General features: G+C 73.3%; 15 protein-coding genes. 7 read left to right on the top strand and 8 right to left on the bottom strand.

The window, feature by feature from the left end; genetic code table 11:
- The first annotated feature begins 50 nt into the window (after nucleotides 1–50).
- From OG594_RS37515 to OG594_RS37505, 3 genes are read left to right on the top strand one after another with little or no spacing between them, the layout of a single operon-like run.
- On the top strand, nucleotides 51–686 hold the full coding sequence (locus OG594_RS37515) for an ATP-binding cassette domain-containing protein (RefSeq protein ID WP_266606869.1): 636 nt from the start codon (nucleotides 51–53) through the stop codon (nucleotides 684–686).
- Complete coding sequence (locus tag OG594_RS37510) at nucleotides 683–1,561, top strand: metal ABC transporter permease (RefSeq protein WP_266606868.1); 879 nt, start codon at nucleotides 683–685, stop codon at nucleotides 1,559–1,561. The genes OG594_RS37515 and OG594_RS37510 overlap by 4 nt, the downstream gene beginning before the upstream one ends.
- A complete protein-coding gene (locus OG594_RS37505; RefSeq protein ID WP_266606867.1) occupies nucleotides 1,519–2,346 on the top strand; it encodes a metal ABC transporter solute-binding protein, Zn/Mn family in 828 nt (275 codons plus the stop codon). Before OG594_RS37510 ends, OG594_RS37505 begins: the two co-directional genes overlap by 43 nt.
- A 144-nt stretch (nucleotides 2,347–2,490) precedes the next feature.
- Here the strand turns inward: OG594_RS37505 and OG594_RS37500 are convergent, their stop codons facing one another.
- The 4 genes from OG594_RS37500 to OG594_RS37485 form a co-directional block, all read right to left on the bottom strand.
- Nucleotides 2,491–2,856 carry a hypothetical protein gene (locus OG594_RS37500; protein WP_266606866.1) on the bottom strand — a complete coding sequence of 122 codons (366 nt, stop codon included), beginning with the start codon at nucleotides 2,854–2,856 and terminating at the stop codon, nucleotides 2,491–2,493.
- Nucleotides 2,853–3,812: a MerR family transcriptional regulator gene (locus OG594_RS37495; protein WP_266606865.1), complete on the bottom strand. Its 960-nt coding sequence runs from the start codon at nucleotides 3,810–3,812 to the stop codon at nucleotides 2,853–2,855. Before OG594_RS37495 ends, OG594_RS37500 begins: the two co-directional genes overlap by 4 nt.
- Nucleotides 3,813–3,927: 115 nt before the next feature.
- Nucleotides 3,928–5,604 (bottom strand): class I adenylate-forming enzyme family protein, encoded by a 1,677-nt coding sequence (locus tag OG594_RS37490; protein ID WP_266606864.1) that lies wholly within the window; start codon nucleotides 5,602–5,604, stop codon nucleotides 3,928–3,930.
- Nucleotides 5,601–7,421, bottom strand: a complete 1,821-nt coding sequence (locus OG594_RS37485) for a CoA transferase (protein ID WP_266606863.1) — start codon at nucleotides 7,419–7,421, stop codon at nucleotides 5,601–5,603. The genes OG594_RS37490 and OG594_RS37485 overlap by 4 nt, the downstream gene beginning before the upstream one ends.
- Before the next feature lie 144 nt (nucleotides 7,422–7,565).
- Between OG594_RS37485 and OG594_RS37480 the strand changes: the two genes are divergently transcribed.
- Nucleotides 7,566–8,777: an acyl-CoA dehydrogenase family protein gene (locus tag OG594_RS37480; RefSeq protein WP_266606862.1), complete on the top strand. Its 1,212-nt coding sequence runs from the start codon at nucleotides 7,566–7,568 to the stop codon at nucleotides 8,775–8,777.
- A gap of 59 nt (nucleotides 8,778–8,836) precedes the next feature.
- Here the strand turns inward: OG594_RS37480 and OG594_RS37475 are convergent, their stop codons facing one another.
- Both OG594_RS37475 and OG594_RS37470 read right to left on the bottom strand, forming a co-directional pair.
- Nucleotides 8,837–10,012, bottom strand: coding sequence for a sugar ABC transporter permease (locus OG594_RS37475; protein WP_266606861.1), 1,176 nt, complete (start codon nucleotides 10,010–10,012; stop codon nucleotides 8,837–8,839).
- A complete protein-coding gene (locus OG594_RS37470) occupies nucleotides 10,009–11,214 on the bottom strand; it encodes an MFS transporter (RefSeq protein WP_266606860.1) in 1,206 nt (401 codons plus the stop codon). The genes OG594_RS37475 and OG594_RS37470 overlap by 4 nt, the downstream gene beginning before the upstream one ends.
- Nucleotides 11,215–11,418: 204 nt before the next feature.
- Here OG594_RS37470 and OG594_RS37465 point away from each other — a divergent pair, with 204 nt between their 5' ends.
- A complete protein-coding gene (locus OG594_RS37465) occupies nucleotides 11,419–12,165 on the top strand; it encodes a hypothetical protein (protein WP_266606859.1) in 747 nt (248 codons plus the stop codon).
- Between the two features lie 149 nt (nucleotides 12,166–12,314).
- The gene (locus OG594_RS37460; RefSeq protein WP_266606858.1) at nucleotides 12,315–13,016 is read left to right on the top strand and encodes a sigma-70 family RNA polymerase sigma factor; all 702 of its coding nucleotides are present in this window, start codon (nucleotides 12,315–12,317) and stop codon (nucleotides 13,014–13,016) included.
- A 481-nt stretch (nucleotides 13,017–13,497) separates the two neighbouring features.
- Here the strand turns inward: OG594_RS37460 and OG594_RS37455 are convergent, their stop codons facing one another.
- Both OG594_RS37455 and OG594_RS37450 read right to left on the bottom strand, forming a co-directional pair.
- Nucleotides 13,498–14,544 carry a hypothetical protein gene (locus OG594_RS37455; RefSeq protein ID WP_266606857.1) on the bottom strand — a complete coding sequence of 349 codons (1,047 nt, stop codon included), beginning with the start codon at nucleotides 14,542–14,544 and terminating at the stop codon, nucleotides 13,498–13,500.
- 133 nt (nucleotides 14,545–14,677) lie between these two features.
- Complete coding sequence (locus OG594_RS37450; protein WP_266606856.1) at nucleotides 14,678–15,169, bottom strand: hypothetical protein; 492 nt, start codon at nucleotides 15,167–15,169, stop codon at nucleotides 14,678–14,680.
- A gap of 1,342 nt (nucleotides 15,170–16,511) precedes the next feature.
- Here OG594_RS37450 and OG594_RS37445 point away from each other — a divergent pair.
- Complete coding sequence (locus OG594_RS37445) at nucleotides 16,512–17,165, top strand: DUF4142 domain-containing protein (protein ID WP_323185419.1); 654 nt, start codon at nucleotides 16,512–16,514, stop codon at nucleotides 17,163–17,165.
- Nucleotides 17,166–17,167 lie beyond the last annotated feature (2 nt).

The following is a 17,167-nucleotide window of genomic DNA, read 5'->3' as shown; positions in this document are numbered from 1 at the left end:
CGGCGTGGGAGGCGGATCCTCGCCTTCCCTCGCGGCGGAGGAGGCGTGAGATGGGCGGACTGGATGTGCGCATGCGGGACGTCGTGTGCCGGCACGGCCGGGTGGAGGCCGTCTCGGACGTCGATCTGGAGATCGCCGCCGGTGAGCGCGTGGCCCTGACCGGCACCAACGGCTCGGGCAAGACGACGCTGCTGCGCGCCGTGCTCGGTCTGCACCGTCAGACGACGGGCTCGATCACGGTCGGCGGCCGGGAGGGCCGGTCGCCCGCCGAGTGGGCCTGGCGGCGCCGGGCCTGCGCCTGGATCCCGCAGAAGCCGGCCGCCGGCCGTTTCCCCCTGCTCGGCGGCGAACTGCTGGCCGCCAGCAACGCTCCGGCGGAAGCGGCCGAGGCCGCGGAGCGGCTCGGTGTGGGTCCGCTCGTCGGGCGGCCCCTGCACACCCTCTCAGGCGGCCAGTTGCAGCGGATGTACCTCGCCCGGGCGATCGGCTGCATCGCCGCGGGAGCCGAGCTGCTCCTGGCGGACGAACCGACCGCCGCCCTCGACTTCGACGGTCAGTCGGAGGCCGCGGACGTCCTCACCTCCCTGCCGGTGACCCTCATCGTGGTAACGCACGACCGGGCGCTGGCGGACCGCTGCGACCGCGTGCTGGAGATGGCCGCGGGCCACCTGCGGGAGGTCCGGTGAACCTCGCCGTGCACCTGGCCACCGCCGACCTCGGCGAACTCCTCCAACTACTGCCCGTGCAACGGGCCGGCGTGGCGCTGCTGTTAGCCGCCATCGGCCTGCCGGTCATCGGCGTGATCATCGTCGGGCTCGACATCATGCCGGTGCGGTTCGCGATGATGCACGTCGCCCTGCTGGGCATCGCCGTCGGACTGCTCACCGGACTCGACCCCATGCTGTGCGCGCTGGTGGCCTGCGCGCTGGCCGGCGCGGGCGTGGCCCCGCTCGCCCGGACCCCGGACGGCCTGTCGGGGGCGATGGGCCTGCTCATGAGCCTGGCCATCGCGGCGGCGCTGCTCCTGCTGGCCGTCTCGGGGGTCAACGCCTCGGGGGCCTTCGCCCTGTTGTGGGGGTCGATCCTGTCGGTGGGCCCGGCCGATCTCGTCGTCCTGGGCGTGCTGGCCGTCGTCGTACCGGGCCTGTTCTGGTGGCGGCGGCGCGAGATCGGCCTGTTGTTGTACGACCGCGAGCTCGCCCAGTGTTCCGGCGTACCGGTGCGGGCGCTGACCGCCGCACTGCTGGTGCTGGTCGCCATCGCGGTCGCCGGGGCGATCAAACTGACCGGCGCGCTGCTCGTCGACGCCCTGACCCTGCTGCCCGCACTCGCCGCCCGTCGCCTGGGCAGCTCACTGAAGTCGATCACCTTCTGGGCGATCGGCATCGGCGTGGCGGTGAATCTGACGGGGTTCCTGCTGGCCCTGTGGCTGGACTGGCCGCCCGGCCCGGTCCTCGTCCTGACCGCGGGGGCACTGGTCCTCGCGGTGCATTTCATACCCGAACGGAGAATCAGCTCATGGCGCGCACCCGCGTCCGTATCCCTTCCCTCCTCGCACTGAGCGCGGCGCTCGCTCTGACCGCCGCCTGCGGCAACACCCCCTCGTCCGAGGACGCGAAGTCCCAGGACGCGAAGTCCCAGGACGGCACCCAGCCGCAGGCCAAGAAGCCGGTCGTGGTCGTGACCACCACCTGGGAGGGCGCCTTCGCCAAGGCCGCGGGCGCCGAGGACGTCAAGGTCATCGTGCCGCAGTCCGTCCACCACGCCCCGGACTACGATCCCAAGCCGTCGGACCTCGCCGCCGTGGCCAAGGCCGACTTCGTGCTCTACGCGCCCTTCGAACCGTACGCCGCGAAGATCAAGGAGGCCGCCGGCTCCAAGGCGAAGCTGGTCGAGGTGGAGCTCGACAACGATCCCGCCAAGGCGTCCGCCGAAGTCGCCCGGCTCGCCGGTCTGTTCGGTACCCCCGAGGCCGCCACCCAGTGGAAGGCCGGCTTCGACACCGAGTACACCAAGCTGAACAAGGACGTCCAGGCCGCCTGGCCGGGCGGCAAGACCCCCTCCGTCGTCAGCCAGGTCTTCACCACCTGGGCCGCGAAGCTCGTGGGCGCCACCCCGGTGGGCACCTACGGACCCGAGGCCGTGACTCCGGCGCAGCTGGCCGAGCTCGCGGCGAAGAAGCCGGAGCTGGTGCTGGACAACGCGCACATGTCCACGGGCACGGTACTGCCCGACTCCGGCGCCAAGCAGGTGAAGATCGTCAACTACCCGGGAGAGGACCTGGACCTGCTGGCGGTCTACCGCAACGCCGCGGCCGAGCTGAAGAAGGCCATGGGCGGCTCCTGAGCACGACACCGGCCCCCGCAGGGTGCGGGGGCCGCACGGTGCGGGGGCCGCAGGGTGCGGGGGCCGCAGGGTGCGGGGGCCGCAGGGTGCGGAACGCCGGGTTCGGTAGCCGTACCAACGCAGCCCCCGGCGCCCCCCGGGAACTCAGTAGGCCGTCCAGGGCACGCGGCAGGCGTGGGGGGCCGTTTCCTCGGGGCACAAGGTACTGATCACCGTCCTGCGGATCACCCGGTGCGCCCGCCGGGAACACACCAGACGGACGCGCAGCTCGACCGCTCGCCGTTCGCCACTGCTCTGCCCGGGGTGTTCCACGGCCCACTGGTGCGCGAGGAAGTCGTACGCGTCCGCGGTCGATCCCTCGCTCCCGGGGAGGGAGTGCGCGACGGTCACGCCGGTGATCCGGGTGTTGCGGGCGTTCCGGGAGCGCACGGCGTCCTCGACGAGGCCTTCGACCCACGCCAGCCCCCCTTCGTCCGCGTACAGGCCGAAGGTCAGTGTGCGCGTCCTCATCGCGTCAGGCCCTCGTGGTGTTCGGCGTCGCCCTTGGCGAAGACCGTGGTGAACCATGAGTACACGGGGGCGAGCGTCGGCGACGCGGGCCAGCCGTTGACCACGGCGAGGAGCCGCCAGTAGCGCTCGGCGTGGGGGTCGCCGGTCGTCCGCAAGCGGGCGAGGAGCCAGCGGCGCAGATCGCCCTCGTCGGCGCACTCGAAGGCGTGGGCGTAGAGGCCGCCCAGTGAGTCGGACAGGAACACGCCGCCCGCCGAGGCCGGCACGAGGCCGGCGGACACGGCCTCGGCCATCCGTTCGCGCATCGCCCGGTTCAGGGCGTCGTGCAGCGTGCCGACGCCCTGCCGGGCGGGCTCTTCGGCCTGCTCCTCGGCCATGCGGCGCAGCGCGGCACGGAAGTCCTCGTTCTGGCAGAGTTCGGCGAGTTCCACCCAGGCCTCGACCTGTTCGGGGGTGGGATCGTCGGGGAGCTCGGGCGTGACGGATCGCATCAGGGCCTCGAACTCAGGATTGGAATGGGGGACTTCAAAGGCGTCGTCGACGAATCCGGTGACGAGCCGGCGTCGTTCGACCTGGGAGAGCGTGGCGAGTCGGTGCATGAGGTCCATCTCCAGGGGGGTGGGGCCGCGCCTGGCGACCGCGCGGAGCACGGCCCGGCGCAGGCGCAGGGTACGGATCTGCACGTCCAGGGCGTTGGCGTGCGCTGCTGCGACGTCCGGCAGGGACACCTCCCGGTCCAGGACCCGGCGGACGGTCGCGAGGTCGAGCCCGAGATCGCGCAGCGTGCGGACGAGGTCCAGGCGGGCGAGCGCGTCGGGGCCGTAGCGGCGGTAGCCCGCCGGACTGCGATCGGTCGGCGGGACGATGCCCTGGTCGGAATAGAACCGGATGGTCTTCACGGTGAGGCCGGTCCGGCGGGATAGGTCTCCGATGGAATGGAGCGTGTCGCTGTCCATGCCCCCAGCTTGGTGTCTCCCCCCACGGGAGACTCAACCGGGGCCCGGGGCTGCTCACATGGGTGCGGGAAGGGGTCCCGGCGGCGAGCCTCCGGCCGCCGCCGGGACCCGGACGTCATCCCGCCTGGGCGAGCGGTGCAGGAACCGCGACGGTCGCCGCGAGGCGCTCGCGCAGGGCGGCGCGGTCCGGTTTGCCGGCCGCCGTCAGGGGCAGTTCGGCGATCAGGAGCAGCCGCTCGGGGTGCTTGCTCCGCTCCAGCCCGCGCCGCGTGAGGTGTTCACCGAGGGAGGCGAGGGTGAGGGGCTGTCCTGCGCGCGGCACCACGCAGGCCGCCAGCCGCTCCCCCATCAGCGGGTCCGGCACGCCGATGCAGGCCACGTCCCGGACCTGGGGGTGGGCGGTGAGTTCGCGTTCCACCTCCGCCGGGCTGATGTTGGCGCCGCCGCGGATGACGATGTCCTTGAGGCGGCCGACGACGTGCAGGACGCTGTCGGAGTCGAGGTACCCGAGGTCACCGGTGCGGACCCAGCCGTCGGGCGTACGGTAGCGGGCGTCCAGGTCGGGCGCGCCCACGTAGCACAGCGGGGTCATCGGGCCGCGCGAGATGATCTCGCCGACGGCGCCGTCGGGCAGCGGTTCGTGCGTGTCGGGGTCGGCGATGCGGATCTCGGCGACCCGGGGGTCGGGATGGCCGGCGACGACCCCGGACCCGTCGATGGGCGGCACCGTGTTGCCGAGCCCCGTGTGGCAGTTGACCCCGTCGGCGGAGCCGTAGAGGTTCACCACGGGACAGCCGAAGGCCCGGGCCGCGGCGGCGGCTGTGGTCTCGTCGAGCGGCGCCCCGCCGAGGACCAGTGCGGTGGGCGCGGGCAGCGCCTCGTCCGTCCCGTCGAGGCGTTCGAGCATCATGCGGACCATGGTGGGCACGCCGAGGACGTGCGTCGGCCGGTGTTCGCGCACCGCCGCGATCGCCGCTTCCGGGCTGAAGTGGTCGAGCAGGACGAGGGTGCCGCCGTGCCGGGCGAGGGTGACGGCGGTGCCGTTGGACCCGAAGGCGGACGCCAGCGGTACGAGGAAGAGGCAGCTCGGCGGGGTGCGGTCCGGGATGAGGGAGGCGAGGAAGTTCCCGCGTCCGCCGGCCAGCGCGTTGTGCGAGTACGCGATCATCTTCGGCTCGGCCTCGGAGCCGGAGGACACGAGGATGCGTGCGGCGCTGTCGGGATCGGGCCGGGCCGGGACGAATCCGCTGGGGTCCGACCGCAGCAGCCCCGAAAGCTGAATCGTTCCTTCAGGCGCGGTTCCGGGGCCGGCGGCAATCACGTGGCGCAGGGCCGGAAGGGCCCGGGCGAGCGTGCTCAGATCCGCCGCGTGCCGGAAGTCCCGGTGCTCGGTGGCCGCGATGACGGCGACGGCCTCGGCGCGGCGCAGCAGGCACTCCGCTTCGAGGACGCCCCGGCCCACCGGGAAGGGGAGGGCGACCGCGCCGAGTGCGGCGAGCGCGAGGTCGGCGATGACGGCGGAGCGGTTGTTGGGGAGTTGCACGCCGACCACGTCGCCGGGGCCGATCCCCAGCTCCCGCAGGCCGGTGGCCAGACATCGGACCTTGCGGTCCAGCGCGGTGTAGCAGAGCTTTCCCTTGGCGTCGATGACGGCCGTGCGGTGCAGGTCGGCGATCTGGCGTGCCCGGAAGAGGCTGTAGAGGTCGAGGTCGGGGCAGGTCCCGTCGACCACCCAGGACCGGCGGAGTTCGGCGGGCAGCAGGTCGTGCAGAACGAGCCTGTCGGCGGTCATACGAAGCTCCAGGGGTCGGGGACTGCGGGGGCGCCGTGCGCGTCGCGGCTGATCGAGCCGGAAAAGCGCGGATCGTGGTGCAGGTCGGACAGTTCGGTGGTGACCGCGGTCGCGGTCAACCCGTGCTCGTGCAGCCGGGCCAGGGCCTCGGTCGTGGACAGGCCGCTCAGGTCGTGGGTGGCCACGGCGCCGGCGTCGGCGTCGACGGGCGCGAGCCAGCCGTCCGCCGTCTGCCGCGGGAGCCGGAATCCGGCCGGTCGACGGGGGTTCTCCCCGCGGGCCGCCCGGCGCAGGGCGGGGGCGGTCAGCGTGTCGGCCGCGCCGAGCAGGGAGGAGTCCACGCGTACGCCGTGGCCGCTGCGCTCGCGCAGCAGCAGCCCGGCGAGGACGGCCTCGGCGCCGAGCAGTCCGCCGAGCACGTCGAGCAGGGTCATCAGCGAGGGCGCCGGGGCCTCGCCCTCGGGGCGGACGGCCTCGCCGACGCCCGTGCGGGCCTGGACCATGAAGTCGGTGCCCATGGGGGCGTCCTCGATCCGGTCGGCCCAGCCGCTGGTGTACGCGTAGACGAGCGCGGGATTGACCCGTGCGAGGTCCTCGGAGTCGAGGCCGAGCTCGGCGGCCTTGCCCGGCGCCCAGTTGTGCAGGAAGACGTCGGCCCCGGCCGCCAGTTCGCGCAGCCGTCGACGGTCGGCCTCCTGCTTGATGTCGATCTCCACGGCCCGCTTGCCCCGGTTGAGGGCGAGCCAGCGCGCCGAGATCCCGGAACAGGCCGGGGGCATGCCGCGCAGCGGGTCGCCGCCAGGCGGTTCGATCCGGATCACGTCGGCGCCGAGGAGCCCGAGCAGATGCGCCGCGAGCGGTGCCTGGATGCGGCGGCCCGCCTCCAGCACGGTCAGCCCGGCCAGGGGCCCGCCGGAGTGTGCCGCGCCGGGCAGCCGGGCCGACCTGGCGGTGAGACGTCCGGTGACCGACCGTGTCAGGGACCAGGGGGTGGCGCCGTCGTGTTGGGCAGCCCGTTCCGCTGCCCGTTCCGCGAGCGGGTGCAGGGCGCACACCTCGGTGCCGGATGCGGCTGCGACCCGACGGATCCGCTCCCAGGTGTGGGACCGGGCCGTGAGGTGGAGGGCCGCCGGGAAGGGGGCGCAGGCGGTGGCGTAGCGGAACTGGAAGGGTCGCCAGCCAGTCCGCAGGGCTTCCGCCGGGGCCTCCAAGGCCTTCCAGAAGGCCGCCCAGGCGCCCGGATCGAGCGTCTCCAGTTCGAAGAGGATGCCGTCGGCGGAGGTGAACGGAGGTCCTCCGGGCGCGAGTTCGGCGGCCTCGCCCTCGTCGGCCCCGGCGGCGGCCAGGTACTGGGAGACCGCGAGCAGGCCCGCCCGGTCCGCGCTGGTGGTGACCGCGCGGGCGGCGCCGCCGCGGGCCTGGCCCACGAGGGCCGCGAGCAGCCCCTGTACGGCCAGGACTCCGGTGGCGGTGGCCGCGTAGTCGACGGCGAGGCCGCGCGGGCTGCCGTCGCGCCGGCCGTGTACGGCCATGATGCCGGTGGCGGCCTGCACCGTGGCCTCGTCGACGAGCCCGCTCAGGGGATCCGCCCAGGTGGCGCTCGCGTGCACCGGGTCGAACCCGCCGCCGGTGAGCGTGGTGCCCCCGGTACTGGTGGCGGCGCCCGTGGACGCGTCCCCCTCTACGGGGCGGTCCGTCCGTGCGCCGAGCAGCCGCAGGTGGTCGGCGATGACGCTCGCGATCTGCGGGGGCCCCGAGGTGTCGAAGCGCAGTGTGTCGAGCGGCCGGACCGTCTGCGTGGTTGCTGGTGACGCCATGCCTCTCCTCTCCTGGCGCGGCGGTGGCCGGCGCCCGGGTCTTACCGAATCTGGGGAACTCGGGAGCGTCCGCACCCGACCAGTTCCACGGACAGTGAGTCGGTCGGCCGTTCCCGCGAGTTCCCGGGAATGAGGAGGAAAGAAGTGACGGATCCAGGCACGGACCACACCTCGGGTGCGCAACAGGCCGTGGGGACCGATGAGTTGAGGGAGCGGATCGACCGGTTCGTCCGCACCCGGGTGATCCCGCGGGAGGCGGTGCTGGACGCGGGCGGGTCCGCTGCGGCCGATGCGCTGGCCGAACTGCGCGGCCGGGCGCAGGAGGAGGGCCTGTGGGCGCTGCCGCTCCCGGAGGAACTGGGCGGCGGCGGACTGGGCTTCCGGGCGTACGCCGCACTGGCCGAGGCGGAGGGGGCCAGTGACCACGGTCCGGCCGCGCTGGGATCGGCCCCGCTGCTCGACGTGACGATGCTGGCGCGGCACGGGGGGACCGCGGTCCGCGAGGCGTACCTGAAGCCGCTGGTCGCCGGGGAGGTGCGGACCTGTTACGCCATGACCGAGCCGGACGTCCCCGGCACCGACCCCTTCGGGACCGGCACCCGGGCCGAGCGCGGGCCGGACGGGAGCTGGCTCGTCACCGGCCGCAAGTGGTTCACCTCCGGCGCCGCGGGCGCCGACCTGGTGACGGTCATGGCCCGCACCGGCGGGAGCGCCGGTGACCGCGAGGGGCTGTCGTTGCTGCTCGTACCCACCGCGTCGGCCGGTTTCCGCGTCGTACGCGAACTTCCCGTGCTCGGTGTCGGCGGCCAGTACGAGATCGAGCTCGACCGGGTCCGGGTCCCGGCCGACCACCTCCTCGGGGAGCCCGGGGACGCGCTCGCCATCGCGGGTGAGCGGCTGCAGCTCGGTCGCACCCTGCGCTGCCTGCGCTGGCTCGGCCAAGCCCGGCGCGCCTTCGACCTCATGTGCGAGCGGGCCGCCACGCGCAGCGGGTCCCGTGGGCCCCTCGCCGACCAACAACTGATCCAGGGTCACGTCTTCGACGCCCTGCTCGCCCTGCGCACCACCCGCCCCCTGGTGCACGAGGCGGTGGCGCTGATCGACGCCGGACGGGACGCCCGTACGGAGGTGGGGCTCGCCAAGGTCGCCGCCGCGCGCATGCTCCAGCAGGTCGCGGACTCCGCCATCCAGGTCCACGGCGCCGCCGGGCTCGGACCGGACACCCCCCTGCCCGCGCTCCTGCGCACGGGCCGGGCCGCCCGCATCCTCGACGGGCCGGACGAGCTGCACATCACCTCCGTGGCCCGCCGGGTCTTGCGCGGCTACGCGGCTGACGGCGGCAGGGAGTCGTCCTGAGCCGTCGATTTCGGATCTCGTCGGGCGTCGGGGGCCCGGCAAGATACGAAAGGGGCGGCCTAGATGCGGGTGATGTCGATGACCCCGTCCAGGGCGGCGAGGCCGAGCGCCAGGAAGAAGTCGCCCCAGATCAGCTCGTGCCGGACGGCCAGGTCCTTCCCGGCGTCGTAGCAGCCGTCGAGCAGCATCCCGGGCGGGCGCCCGGAGTTCGGGCCGGTGAGGTGGTGCTCCGCGAGGTGGTGGAGGATCGCCTCGGCCCGGTGCGCGTACGCGGCCGCCCGGGGGCCGGGCACCCGGGCGAGTTTCAGCAGGGCGACGGCGGTGATCGCGGCGGCCGAGGTGTCGAGCGGCCCGTCCGGCCGGGCGGCGTCGGCCGCCGGGACCGGGCCGTCCCTTTCGGATCTTGCCGGGCCCGCGACGCCCGGCACCGCGCCTGATCCCCCAGACTCCGTCCGGGGGGACCCCCAGGTTGTCGGGGATCCGCCCTCCGCCGCCAGGAGTTCGGCCGCCCCGGCGAGCCGGGCGGCCGGGCCGGGCGTCGCCGGGTCCGGGCGCAGCAGGGCGTCGGCCACGGCCAGGAGCAGCCAGGCCCGGCCCCGGCTCCAGCCCGGCGGCGGGTCCGCGCAGGGCTGCCAGCCAGCGACCGCGTCGTAGTGCAGGGCGGGCCGTAGCGAGAGGTCCCGGCCACGGCCCGCGCCGAGGCAGAGATCGAGGTGGCGGTGCAGGTGGGCGGCCGCCGCGGCGGCGCCCTCGGGTCCGGCTCCGGCCAGCAGGGGTACGGTCCCCGGCACCCCATCCACGCGAGCGAGCAGTCGGGGTCCGCCGAGCGCGTCCCCCCAGGGCACGAGCCCGAGTTCGCGGTCGTGGGCCGCCAGCACTGCCCGGGCGGCGCGGTCCCGCAGCTCGGCGGCCGCGGCGTCGTCCCCGGCCGGAGCGGTCCCGTACCAGAGGATCAGGCCGCGGGTGGCGGTGTCGGCCCCCACCCACGGTTCGAGCCGGGCCGTGCACGCGGCGGCGGCGCGCCGGTCGGCCGCGGCGCCGGTGTACCGTGCCCGCAGCCAGAGCAGCCCGGCCCAGAACCCGCCGGTCCACGAGCCGCGGCCGGTGGTCGTCCACCGCCCGTCGGCCGGGTCGGCGTACAGCGGGAAGCGGGGGCCCACCGCCTCGGCGGTCACCGCCACGCGTTCCATGACGGCCGCGAGGGCCGGGACCGGCCCGGCTCCGCCCGCGCTCATGCCGCGCCCTGCCGGCGGTCCCGTACGGCCCACAGGAACGCGACGGCCGCCGCCGCCGCGAACTCCGCCGCGACCAGCAGCCAGCCCGGCCCGTACCGTCCGCTCTGCGCGAGCAGGCCGAACAGGGGCGGGCCCGCCGCGAATCCGCCGAAGAACCCGGCCGCGACCAGCGCCGAGTCCTGTCCGGCGCGGCCGGCGGCGGCCCGCTGCATGACCAGCACCATCGAGACGGCGTTGCCGGAGACGGCGAAGACTCCGACGGCGATCGCCCCGATCCACACCAGCGGGCCCGCCACCAGGGCGGCCGCCAGCAGGACCGCCGCGCCGAGCGCCCCGCAGGCCAGCCATCCCGGGAGCCATTCGGCCCGCCCGGGGCTGGCCGCCTTCGACCAGCCGACCCGGCCCGCGATCCCCGCCACGCCCAGTACGGCGACCAGGGCGGCCGCCGCCGTCGGGCCCATGTCCAGTCGCTGGGCGCCGAAGAGCGCGAGGTAGGTGTTGACCGAGGCGATCCCGGCGCCGAGGAACAGCGAGAAGACCGCCAGCCAGGCCACCATCCCCCGCGGCACGAGAGCCGTACGCGGCCCTGCGGGCGGCGCGGCGGGGTCGGCGGGCAGGACCCGCAGGGCCCACAGCCCGGCGAGCAGGGCGGCGCCGGCGCCGGTCCAGACCGCGCCCCGCCAGCCGATGCCGCCCGCGAGCAGGGCGAGCGGCAGTCCGGCCGCGAAGGCGCCGAGCTGGACCCCGGACTGCTTGAGTCCGGTCACCGCGCCCCGCCGGGCGGGCGGAACGGCGCGCAGCACGGCCTTGTTGGTGGCCGGGTTGGCCAGCGCCTGGGGTACGCCGCCCAGTGCGACGGCGGCGAGCAGCAGACCGGCGCCGGGCGCGGCGCCGATCAGGGCGAGGGCCGTCGCGGAGACCAGCAGCAGGACCACCAGTGAGCGGCGCGGACCGATCCGGTCCACGATCCGGCCGCCCGCCGGGGACAGCACGGCGGCGGTCCCGAAGCCGATCGTGGTCGTCAGTCCCAACACGGCCGGGGACACGCCGAGTTCGCTGACCAGGCGCGGGCCCAGCGCCCCGAGGAGGAACAGTTGGAGCATCGAGAACGCCATGGCGCTGGTGAGCAGCGCGGTCAACTGCCGCCCCGCCGCACCGTCCTTCTCCGCCGGCGATGCCGTCGCCGTCCCCTCCGCCGTCACGAAGTCTCCCTTCCCAGGACGTTGAACTCTTCGACCGAGCGGGTAGGCAGTCGGATGGAGCGGCGGGCAGGTTCCCTGCCTCTGCTGTGCCTTGCACCACACGAGGCGTGCCGCCCGGTCATGACGGGCCGGGACGCGGGAACTTGTCCGGAAGTGCGCACCCTGATGTGCGGCTCGGGAGGCCGGTGCAAGGATGAGCCCTCGATGAACCCGGTCCGCTGTTTCCGCGCCCTCCGGGCTGCGATGTTCGCAGCCCTCTGTGTGCTGCTCGCGGCGACCGGACACCTGATCATGTCGGGTGCGGCCGTGCCGTGGTGGGCCCTGTCCGTCGCCTTCCCGGGCACGGCGGCGACGGCTTGGGCCCTCGCGGGACGTGAGCGCGGGCTGCTCGCCGTGACGACGGCGGCCGTCGCCGTCCAGGCGGTGCTCCACACCGGATTCTCCCTGGCCCAGTCCCTCGTCGGGCCGGCCGCGCCGACCGGATCAGGGCAGATGTCGGTGATGTCCCTAATATCTCCGATGCCTCCGATGTCGCAGCCGACCGGCGGCGGGGGGCCGCACGCCCCGGCCCACCTGCACCACGCCGTGCACGGGACGGCGGACGTCGCGTCCGCCGTGACCGGTGCGGCCGGTGCGACCGGCGGGTCGCTGCCGGGTGGTGTGCACGAGGCGGCCGCCATGTCTCCGTTCGGCATGCTGGCCGCGCACCTGTTGGCCGCCGTGGTGTGCGGGCTGTGGCTCGCCCACGGCGAGCGCGCCGTCTTCCGCGTGGTGCGCGCCGTCGCCGCGCGCTTTTGGACTCCGCTGCGGCTGCTGCTCCGTACGGCGGTGCCGGCACACCTGCCGCCGGTCCGGATCCGCCGCCGGCGCCACCACCGCGCGCCGCGCCGGCTCTTCCTCGTCCACGCCATCACCTCACGGGGTCCGCCGGCGGGAACCGCTGTCCTCTGACAGCTGGTTCCCCGAGCCGCGCCCGCGACCGCTCTCGCACCCGTACTCCGCGCCTCGGGCCCCGGCCGTGCCTTCCGGCCGGCCGCACCCCTCACCGGCCCCGCCGCTCGCGGCGCCGGACTCCCCTTGCCCGTAAGGACCTTGTGGCGATGACTGCTGCCCTGACGACCCCTTCCTGTACCACCGGCGACCGGCCGGCCCGGCGCACCCCCGACTCCGACGCGGCGGTGACCCGGCTGGCGCTGGACGCCCGCGACGGGGATCCCGTGAAGACCGACCGGTTCGTGCGCGCGCTCCACCGCGACGTCTGGCGCTACGTGGCCTACCTCAGTGCCGACACCCAGGCGGCGGACGACCTCACCCAGGACGTCTTCCTCCGTGCGCTGGCGAGCCTGCACCGGTTCGAGGGCCGTTCCTCCGCGCGCACGTGGCTGCTGTCCATAGCCCGCCGCACGGTCGTGGACAGCCTGCGCCACGCGGCTGCCCGGCCCAGACTCTCGGACCGCTGCGACTGGCAGGCGGCCGCCGAGCAGACCCAGCCGTACGACGTACCGGGCTTCGAGGACGGCATCGCCCTGGCGGAACTGCTCGCCGTGATCCCGGCCGAGCGCCGGGAGGCCCTGGTCCTGACCCAGTTGCTGGGCCTGTCCTACGCCGAGGCGGCCACGGCCGTCGGCTGCCCGATCGGTACGGTGCGCTCCCGCGTCGCCCGCGCCCGTACCTCCCTGATCGCGCTCCTGACGGACACCCACACGGCCGATCCGGCGCCGGAGCCGCAGGCACCGGCGCCGGCGCCGCGGCCCGACCGGGCCCCGGAGCGGATGCTGGCGGCGGCCGCGGCGCTCGCCTGATCCTGCGGACGGGCCGACGGGAGGGCTGCGGGCGGCACGTACGCCCGCAGCCCTCCCGGGGATCCCAGCCAGCTGGAGCACCGTTCCTCGGGGGGGGGCATCCCGGTGCCCTGCCGCGCTTGCCCCAGGCCGTTCAGGGCGTTGAGGACCCGCTCGGTGTACCGCATCGCATGGGGCGAGGCCATCGGCCGGATGAGGGCAGCCAAGGCTCGTGCCGGCCAAGCCGGTCCATCCGGGCGAGACGGCGTCCCAGAGCGAGGACGGCGGAGACGGCCCTTTGCCCGTGCCCAGCACGGGCACCGACCGAACCAGGTCAGGACCCGGTCAGGACCTCGGAGCCGGCGGGCCCGGTGCCGCGGGAGAGGGCCTCGTAGACCGCGGGAGAAACGAGCCAGGACTGCGGGATCAGTGCCACGGTCCTGGCTCGGGTTGAGGTCTTTCGGAGGCTCCGTGCTGGAACGTACCTATGAGGCAGCTGCCCTCATTGCGGGCAGGAAAGCGGCGCGAGGCCTGCACTGGTGAACACGTAGCTGACTGATCGTTTGTCTGGTCCGGTATAGGAGACGACGACGGCGGTCCCGTGGCTGTTGGTTCCGCCGTACTGCGGTGTCATCTGCGTGTAGGCGCGTCCGCGCAGGTCGGCGGCCCAGGTCGCGGTGGAATCGGTCCAGGTGATCACATCTCCGGCGACATGGACCCAGTCGATGGGCGCCCCCTCGACCACCATGACCGGCGCCGGCCATCCGGCCCGCCAGGCGTACAGGTTCTTGTTGCCCACTCCGGTCCACGCCCAGGTGGTTCCGTCGCTCGCCGAGGCCGGTGAGCCGTCAGCGGCGGCCAGCGCCGCGGGGAGGCTGCCCGGCGTGCCCTGCGCGGTGACCGCAGTGAGCTTCGTCGGGGTGTCGATGGCGAAGGCCTCTGGCCAGACCAGTGTGTCTCCGGCGAAGAAAGAGGGCGCCATGCGCCCGGTGTGCACGATCTTGTCGGTCGCCGAGGCGAGGTCGTAGAGATGGACCTGTCGCTGGACGTCGGTGAGCTTCTGGTCCTTGGTCCCGTCGCTGACTCCCTGGACCCAGGTCGCCTTGCCGTCGTTGACCCACGGGTACATGAACGGTCCGGGCACCGGGTTTCCATCGGGCCCGACTTGGGTCTTGGCGATGCTCTTGGGGGCTCCGCCGGCCCGCGAGTCCCAGGCGAACAGCTCCCACTTGGAGCCGACATCGTTCGAGGCAACGACGTCGAAGACGAGCCAACGGCCGTCGAAGTCAGCCAGGCCGAGGCCACCCTGGCCGGAGTTGGCGACGGTGTAGATCGTGGTGCGCTCGCGACCCTGGTCACGCAACCAGACCAAGGTCACACGGCCATCGCGCCGGCTGGCGGCGATCACCGAGGAGCCGTCGGGCGCCACGGCCATCGGGTCCAAAGACTCGTCCTGCGCCGCCTGGAGCATGCCTGCGGTCTGGGCCTGCTTCCAGGCGGCTGGGGTGTCCACCTTGCAGAACGGCTTGTCGGAACCGTCCTGGGGCACGGAAACGGGCGGCTGGGAGGGTGCTGCGCTGCTCGGGGTAGGAGACCCTGCTGTCGCCTCGGAAGTGCGTGGCGCTGACGAGCACCCGAAGGTGCCCGCCAGCACCACGCCTACCGCTGCGATCAGCAGTCTCCTACCAGTGGTAGCCACGGCCGCCCATGATCGTCACGAGGGGGCTGTTGGGCATTCCGCTCCGTGCGGGCACGCTGGACCACACGGTGGTCGCCGAGTCCAGGTAGGCCGCCCAGTCCCCGTCGTAGCCCTGTAACGGGAACCAGTGGTAGATCGTCGAGCTGTTGTTGGGGTGGCCGACGAGGTGCGGGCCGTTGTAGACCTCCATCGAGTTGCCGACCGTGGAGGCGCCGGCGTTCGGTCTGTGGGCCGCCATGGACGCGTCCTTCGACCTGATTTCGGCGGCGGGGGCGTCCCTGCCGCCCCAACCGTCCTTGGACCTGTCGTTCCGGTCGTCGTTGGCGGCCTTGGCCGCACCGACCTCCTGCGCGGACAAGGTACCGCCCCCAGTCGAGGGCGGGGAGTCGGCCGAGGCGGCCTGCGGGGTGATGAGCCCGGCGCATACGAATGCGGCCAGCACTGCTGCCGCGGTGGCCTTCGCTGCAATTTCCATGATGCCCTTCGGATGGTTGGCGGGCTGTGGGGATCGGCGTGCTGAGAGGCGGCGCCGCGCCGGCCCCGCCGAAGTGCGGAAGGAATGGTCCTACTGGCGGCAATCGCAGTGGGCAGGTTCTCTACCGACCCAGATGGATGCAGACAATGACGGAATATTGGGCCAATCCATCACTCGTCCACAGGAATGAGAGAGCGGCGCCCGGGATTCCGAGCGGACCAAGGCACCCTTCCGGCGGAAGCGCAGATCCTGACACACCGAACCCGTTGCGGGGGATTTGGGGTTGACCAATAGACTCCAGCCACAACTGGCCGGACTGTCCAAAAATGATGACTACCGACGCCCTCGGCCACCCCCGCTCCGCCACCTCGCCAGAGGGGAAGCCGACCTTCCACGGTTACCGCCCGCAATCGGCTCCGAATGAAGCCGTCCAGTAGGCATCACGGCACACCCGTTTCCACGGGAACGGCGCCCTACTTGCCGCTACTTGCCGCTGCTCAGCAGCAACCCTTCGGACCCCCCGGCCTCGGATCACTACTCCAGTTCCTTGAGTACATGGCCTCATCTGGAGGGGCTGGTGAGGTATGCCGGCCGTCGCCAGCGGATCTCCACACCGTTTCCGACGTCGGAGTCAACGAGCCGCTTTGAAGGTCATAGACATGACCGAAAGATGTAGGGCGACCCGGCGGGCGCTGTCCAAGGTGTCCCAGTTCAAAGGGTCACGTCCGGCGACGGGCAGCGGGGTCGCGCTCAGCGACGTGTCGGGCGACCGAGTCGACGCCGGGGCGGGCGTACCGCTCCGAGGAGCGGACGGAGGCGTGGCGGGAGCGGGCCAGCAGCATGGGGTGGAGGTGCCGCACTCGGCGTCGTGGGTGAGCGCGGAGTGCCTCGGTCGGTGCAGCGTCCAGCCGTCCAGGTCCTCGATGTTCTGGGGTGAGGCGAGGAGGTTGGCCAGCAGCCGGGGAGGCCGCGAGCGGTCTGGCCTTCGACCACCTCGTGGACACCTCTGACGCCTGGTCCGGGTCCCGTACCCGGGCCGGCGCGCACGCGGGCACGGCCGGACGGCACCCGGGCATGACGGGGCACGGCGGCGCCACCCGGGCGAATGTCCGGGCGCGCCGCAAGATATCAGCCTTCCGCAGGGTCGCCAGGATGTTTATCCGATGGTGATGTCCTACGGCTTCGACGCCGCGCCCGGCACTAGCGTCCCGTGACACCCCGGGAATGCGGGTGCGCTCCGCACTGCATGTGCGGCCCCTCCTGCCCCGCCACCCCCTCCCGGCCCTTGGAGCGAGGAGGCACAGTGCCGTCAATGCGGCGGAGATCCATCAGCAGCTTGTCGTTGGCCACGCGATACACGATCGGAAGCGGCCTGGTCATCACCGCCCTTGCGCTCACCTTGATCGCGCTTCTCATACCCGTGGACAGTTTCGGTAGCCGACCCGCGGCCGCCGTGGCGGCGGGTCCTGCGGGTCCGGCGGGCGCCGACGACGACGGCGGCGGAACATTGAGCACGGCCTTCGGGCCACTGACCGCCGCGGACCGTGACTTCATCCGCAAGGTCCGGCTCGCCGGGCTCTGGGAGCTGCCCGCGGGCCGCCAGGCCCAGCAGCGCGGCTCCCGGCCCGCGATCAAGACGGCCGGGCAGCACCTCATCGACGGCCACACCGAACTGGACCGGCAGGTCATCCAGGTCGGCCAGGCCCTCGGTGTCGATCTGCCCAACCAGCCCTCCGCACAGCAGCAGGACTGGCTGGGCCAGATGAACCGTGCACGCGGCGAGGAATACGAACGACTGTTCACTCAACTGCTGCGCGCAGCCCACGGAAAGGTGTTCGCCCTGGTGGCCCAGATCCGGGGACAGACCAAGAACTCAATGGTCCGGGCCCTCGCCACATCCGCCAACACCACTGTTCTGGACCACATCACGGTCCTCGAAGACACCGGACTCGTCGACTTCGACGCCCTTTCCAACAATGTCCAACCGACGAAGTGAAG

This window comes from Streptomyces sp. NBC_01214 (assembly GCF_026340975.1).
GTDB lineage: Bacteria > Actinomycetota > Actinomycetes > Streptomycetales > Streptomycetaceae > Streptomyces.
Note: the sequence above shows the minus strand (reverse complement) of the source record. Positions and strands in the feature narration are given on the sequence as shown.

What these genes read in the sequence shown, in the direction of transcription:
- OG594_RS37515 (WP_266606869.1), top strand. Translation starts at nt 51, where the DNA reads ATGGGCGGACTGGATGTGCGCATGCGGGACGTCGTGTGCCGGCACGGC.
- OG594_RS37500 (WP_266606866.1), bottom strand. Translation starts at nt 2,856, where the DNA reads ATGAGGACGCGCACACTGACCTTCGGCCTGTACGCGGACGAAGGGGGG.
- OG594_RS37495 (WP_266606865.1), bottom strand. Translation starts at nt 3,812, where the DNA reads ATGGACAGCGACACGCTCCATTCCATCGGAGACCTATCCCGCCGGACC.
- OG594_RS37450 (WP_266606856.1), bottom strand. Translation starts at nt 15,169, where the DNA reads ATGGAAATTGCAGCGAAGGCCACCGCGGCAGCAGTGCTGGCCGCATTC.
- OG594_RS37460 (WP_266606858.1), top strand. Translation starts at nt 12,315, where the DNA reads ATGACTGCTGCCCTGACGACCCCTTCCTGTACCACCGGCGACCGGCCG.
- OG594_RS37505 (WP_266606867.1), top strand. Translation starts at nt 1,519, where the DNA reads ATGGCGCGCACCCGCGTCCGTATCCCTTCCCTCCTCGCACTGAGCGCG.
- OG594_RS37475 (WP_266606861.1), bottom strand. Translation starts at nt 10,012, where the DNA reads ATGAGCGCGGGCGGAGCCGGGCCGGTCCCGGCCCTCGCGGCCGTCATG.
- OG594_RS37490 (WP_266606864.1), bottom strand. Translation starts at nt 5,604, where the DNA reads ATGACCGCCGACAGGCTCGTTCTGCACGACCTGCTGCCCGCCGAACTC.
- OG594_RS37465 (WP_266606859.1), top strand. Translation starts at nt 11,419, where the DNA reads ATGAACCCGGTCCGCTGTTTCCGCGCCCTCCGGGCTGCGATGTTCGCA.
- OG594_RS37485 (WP_266606863.1), bottom strand. Translation starts at nt 7,421, where the DNA reads ATGGCGTCACCAGCAACCACGCAGACGGTCCGGCCGCTCGACACACTG.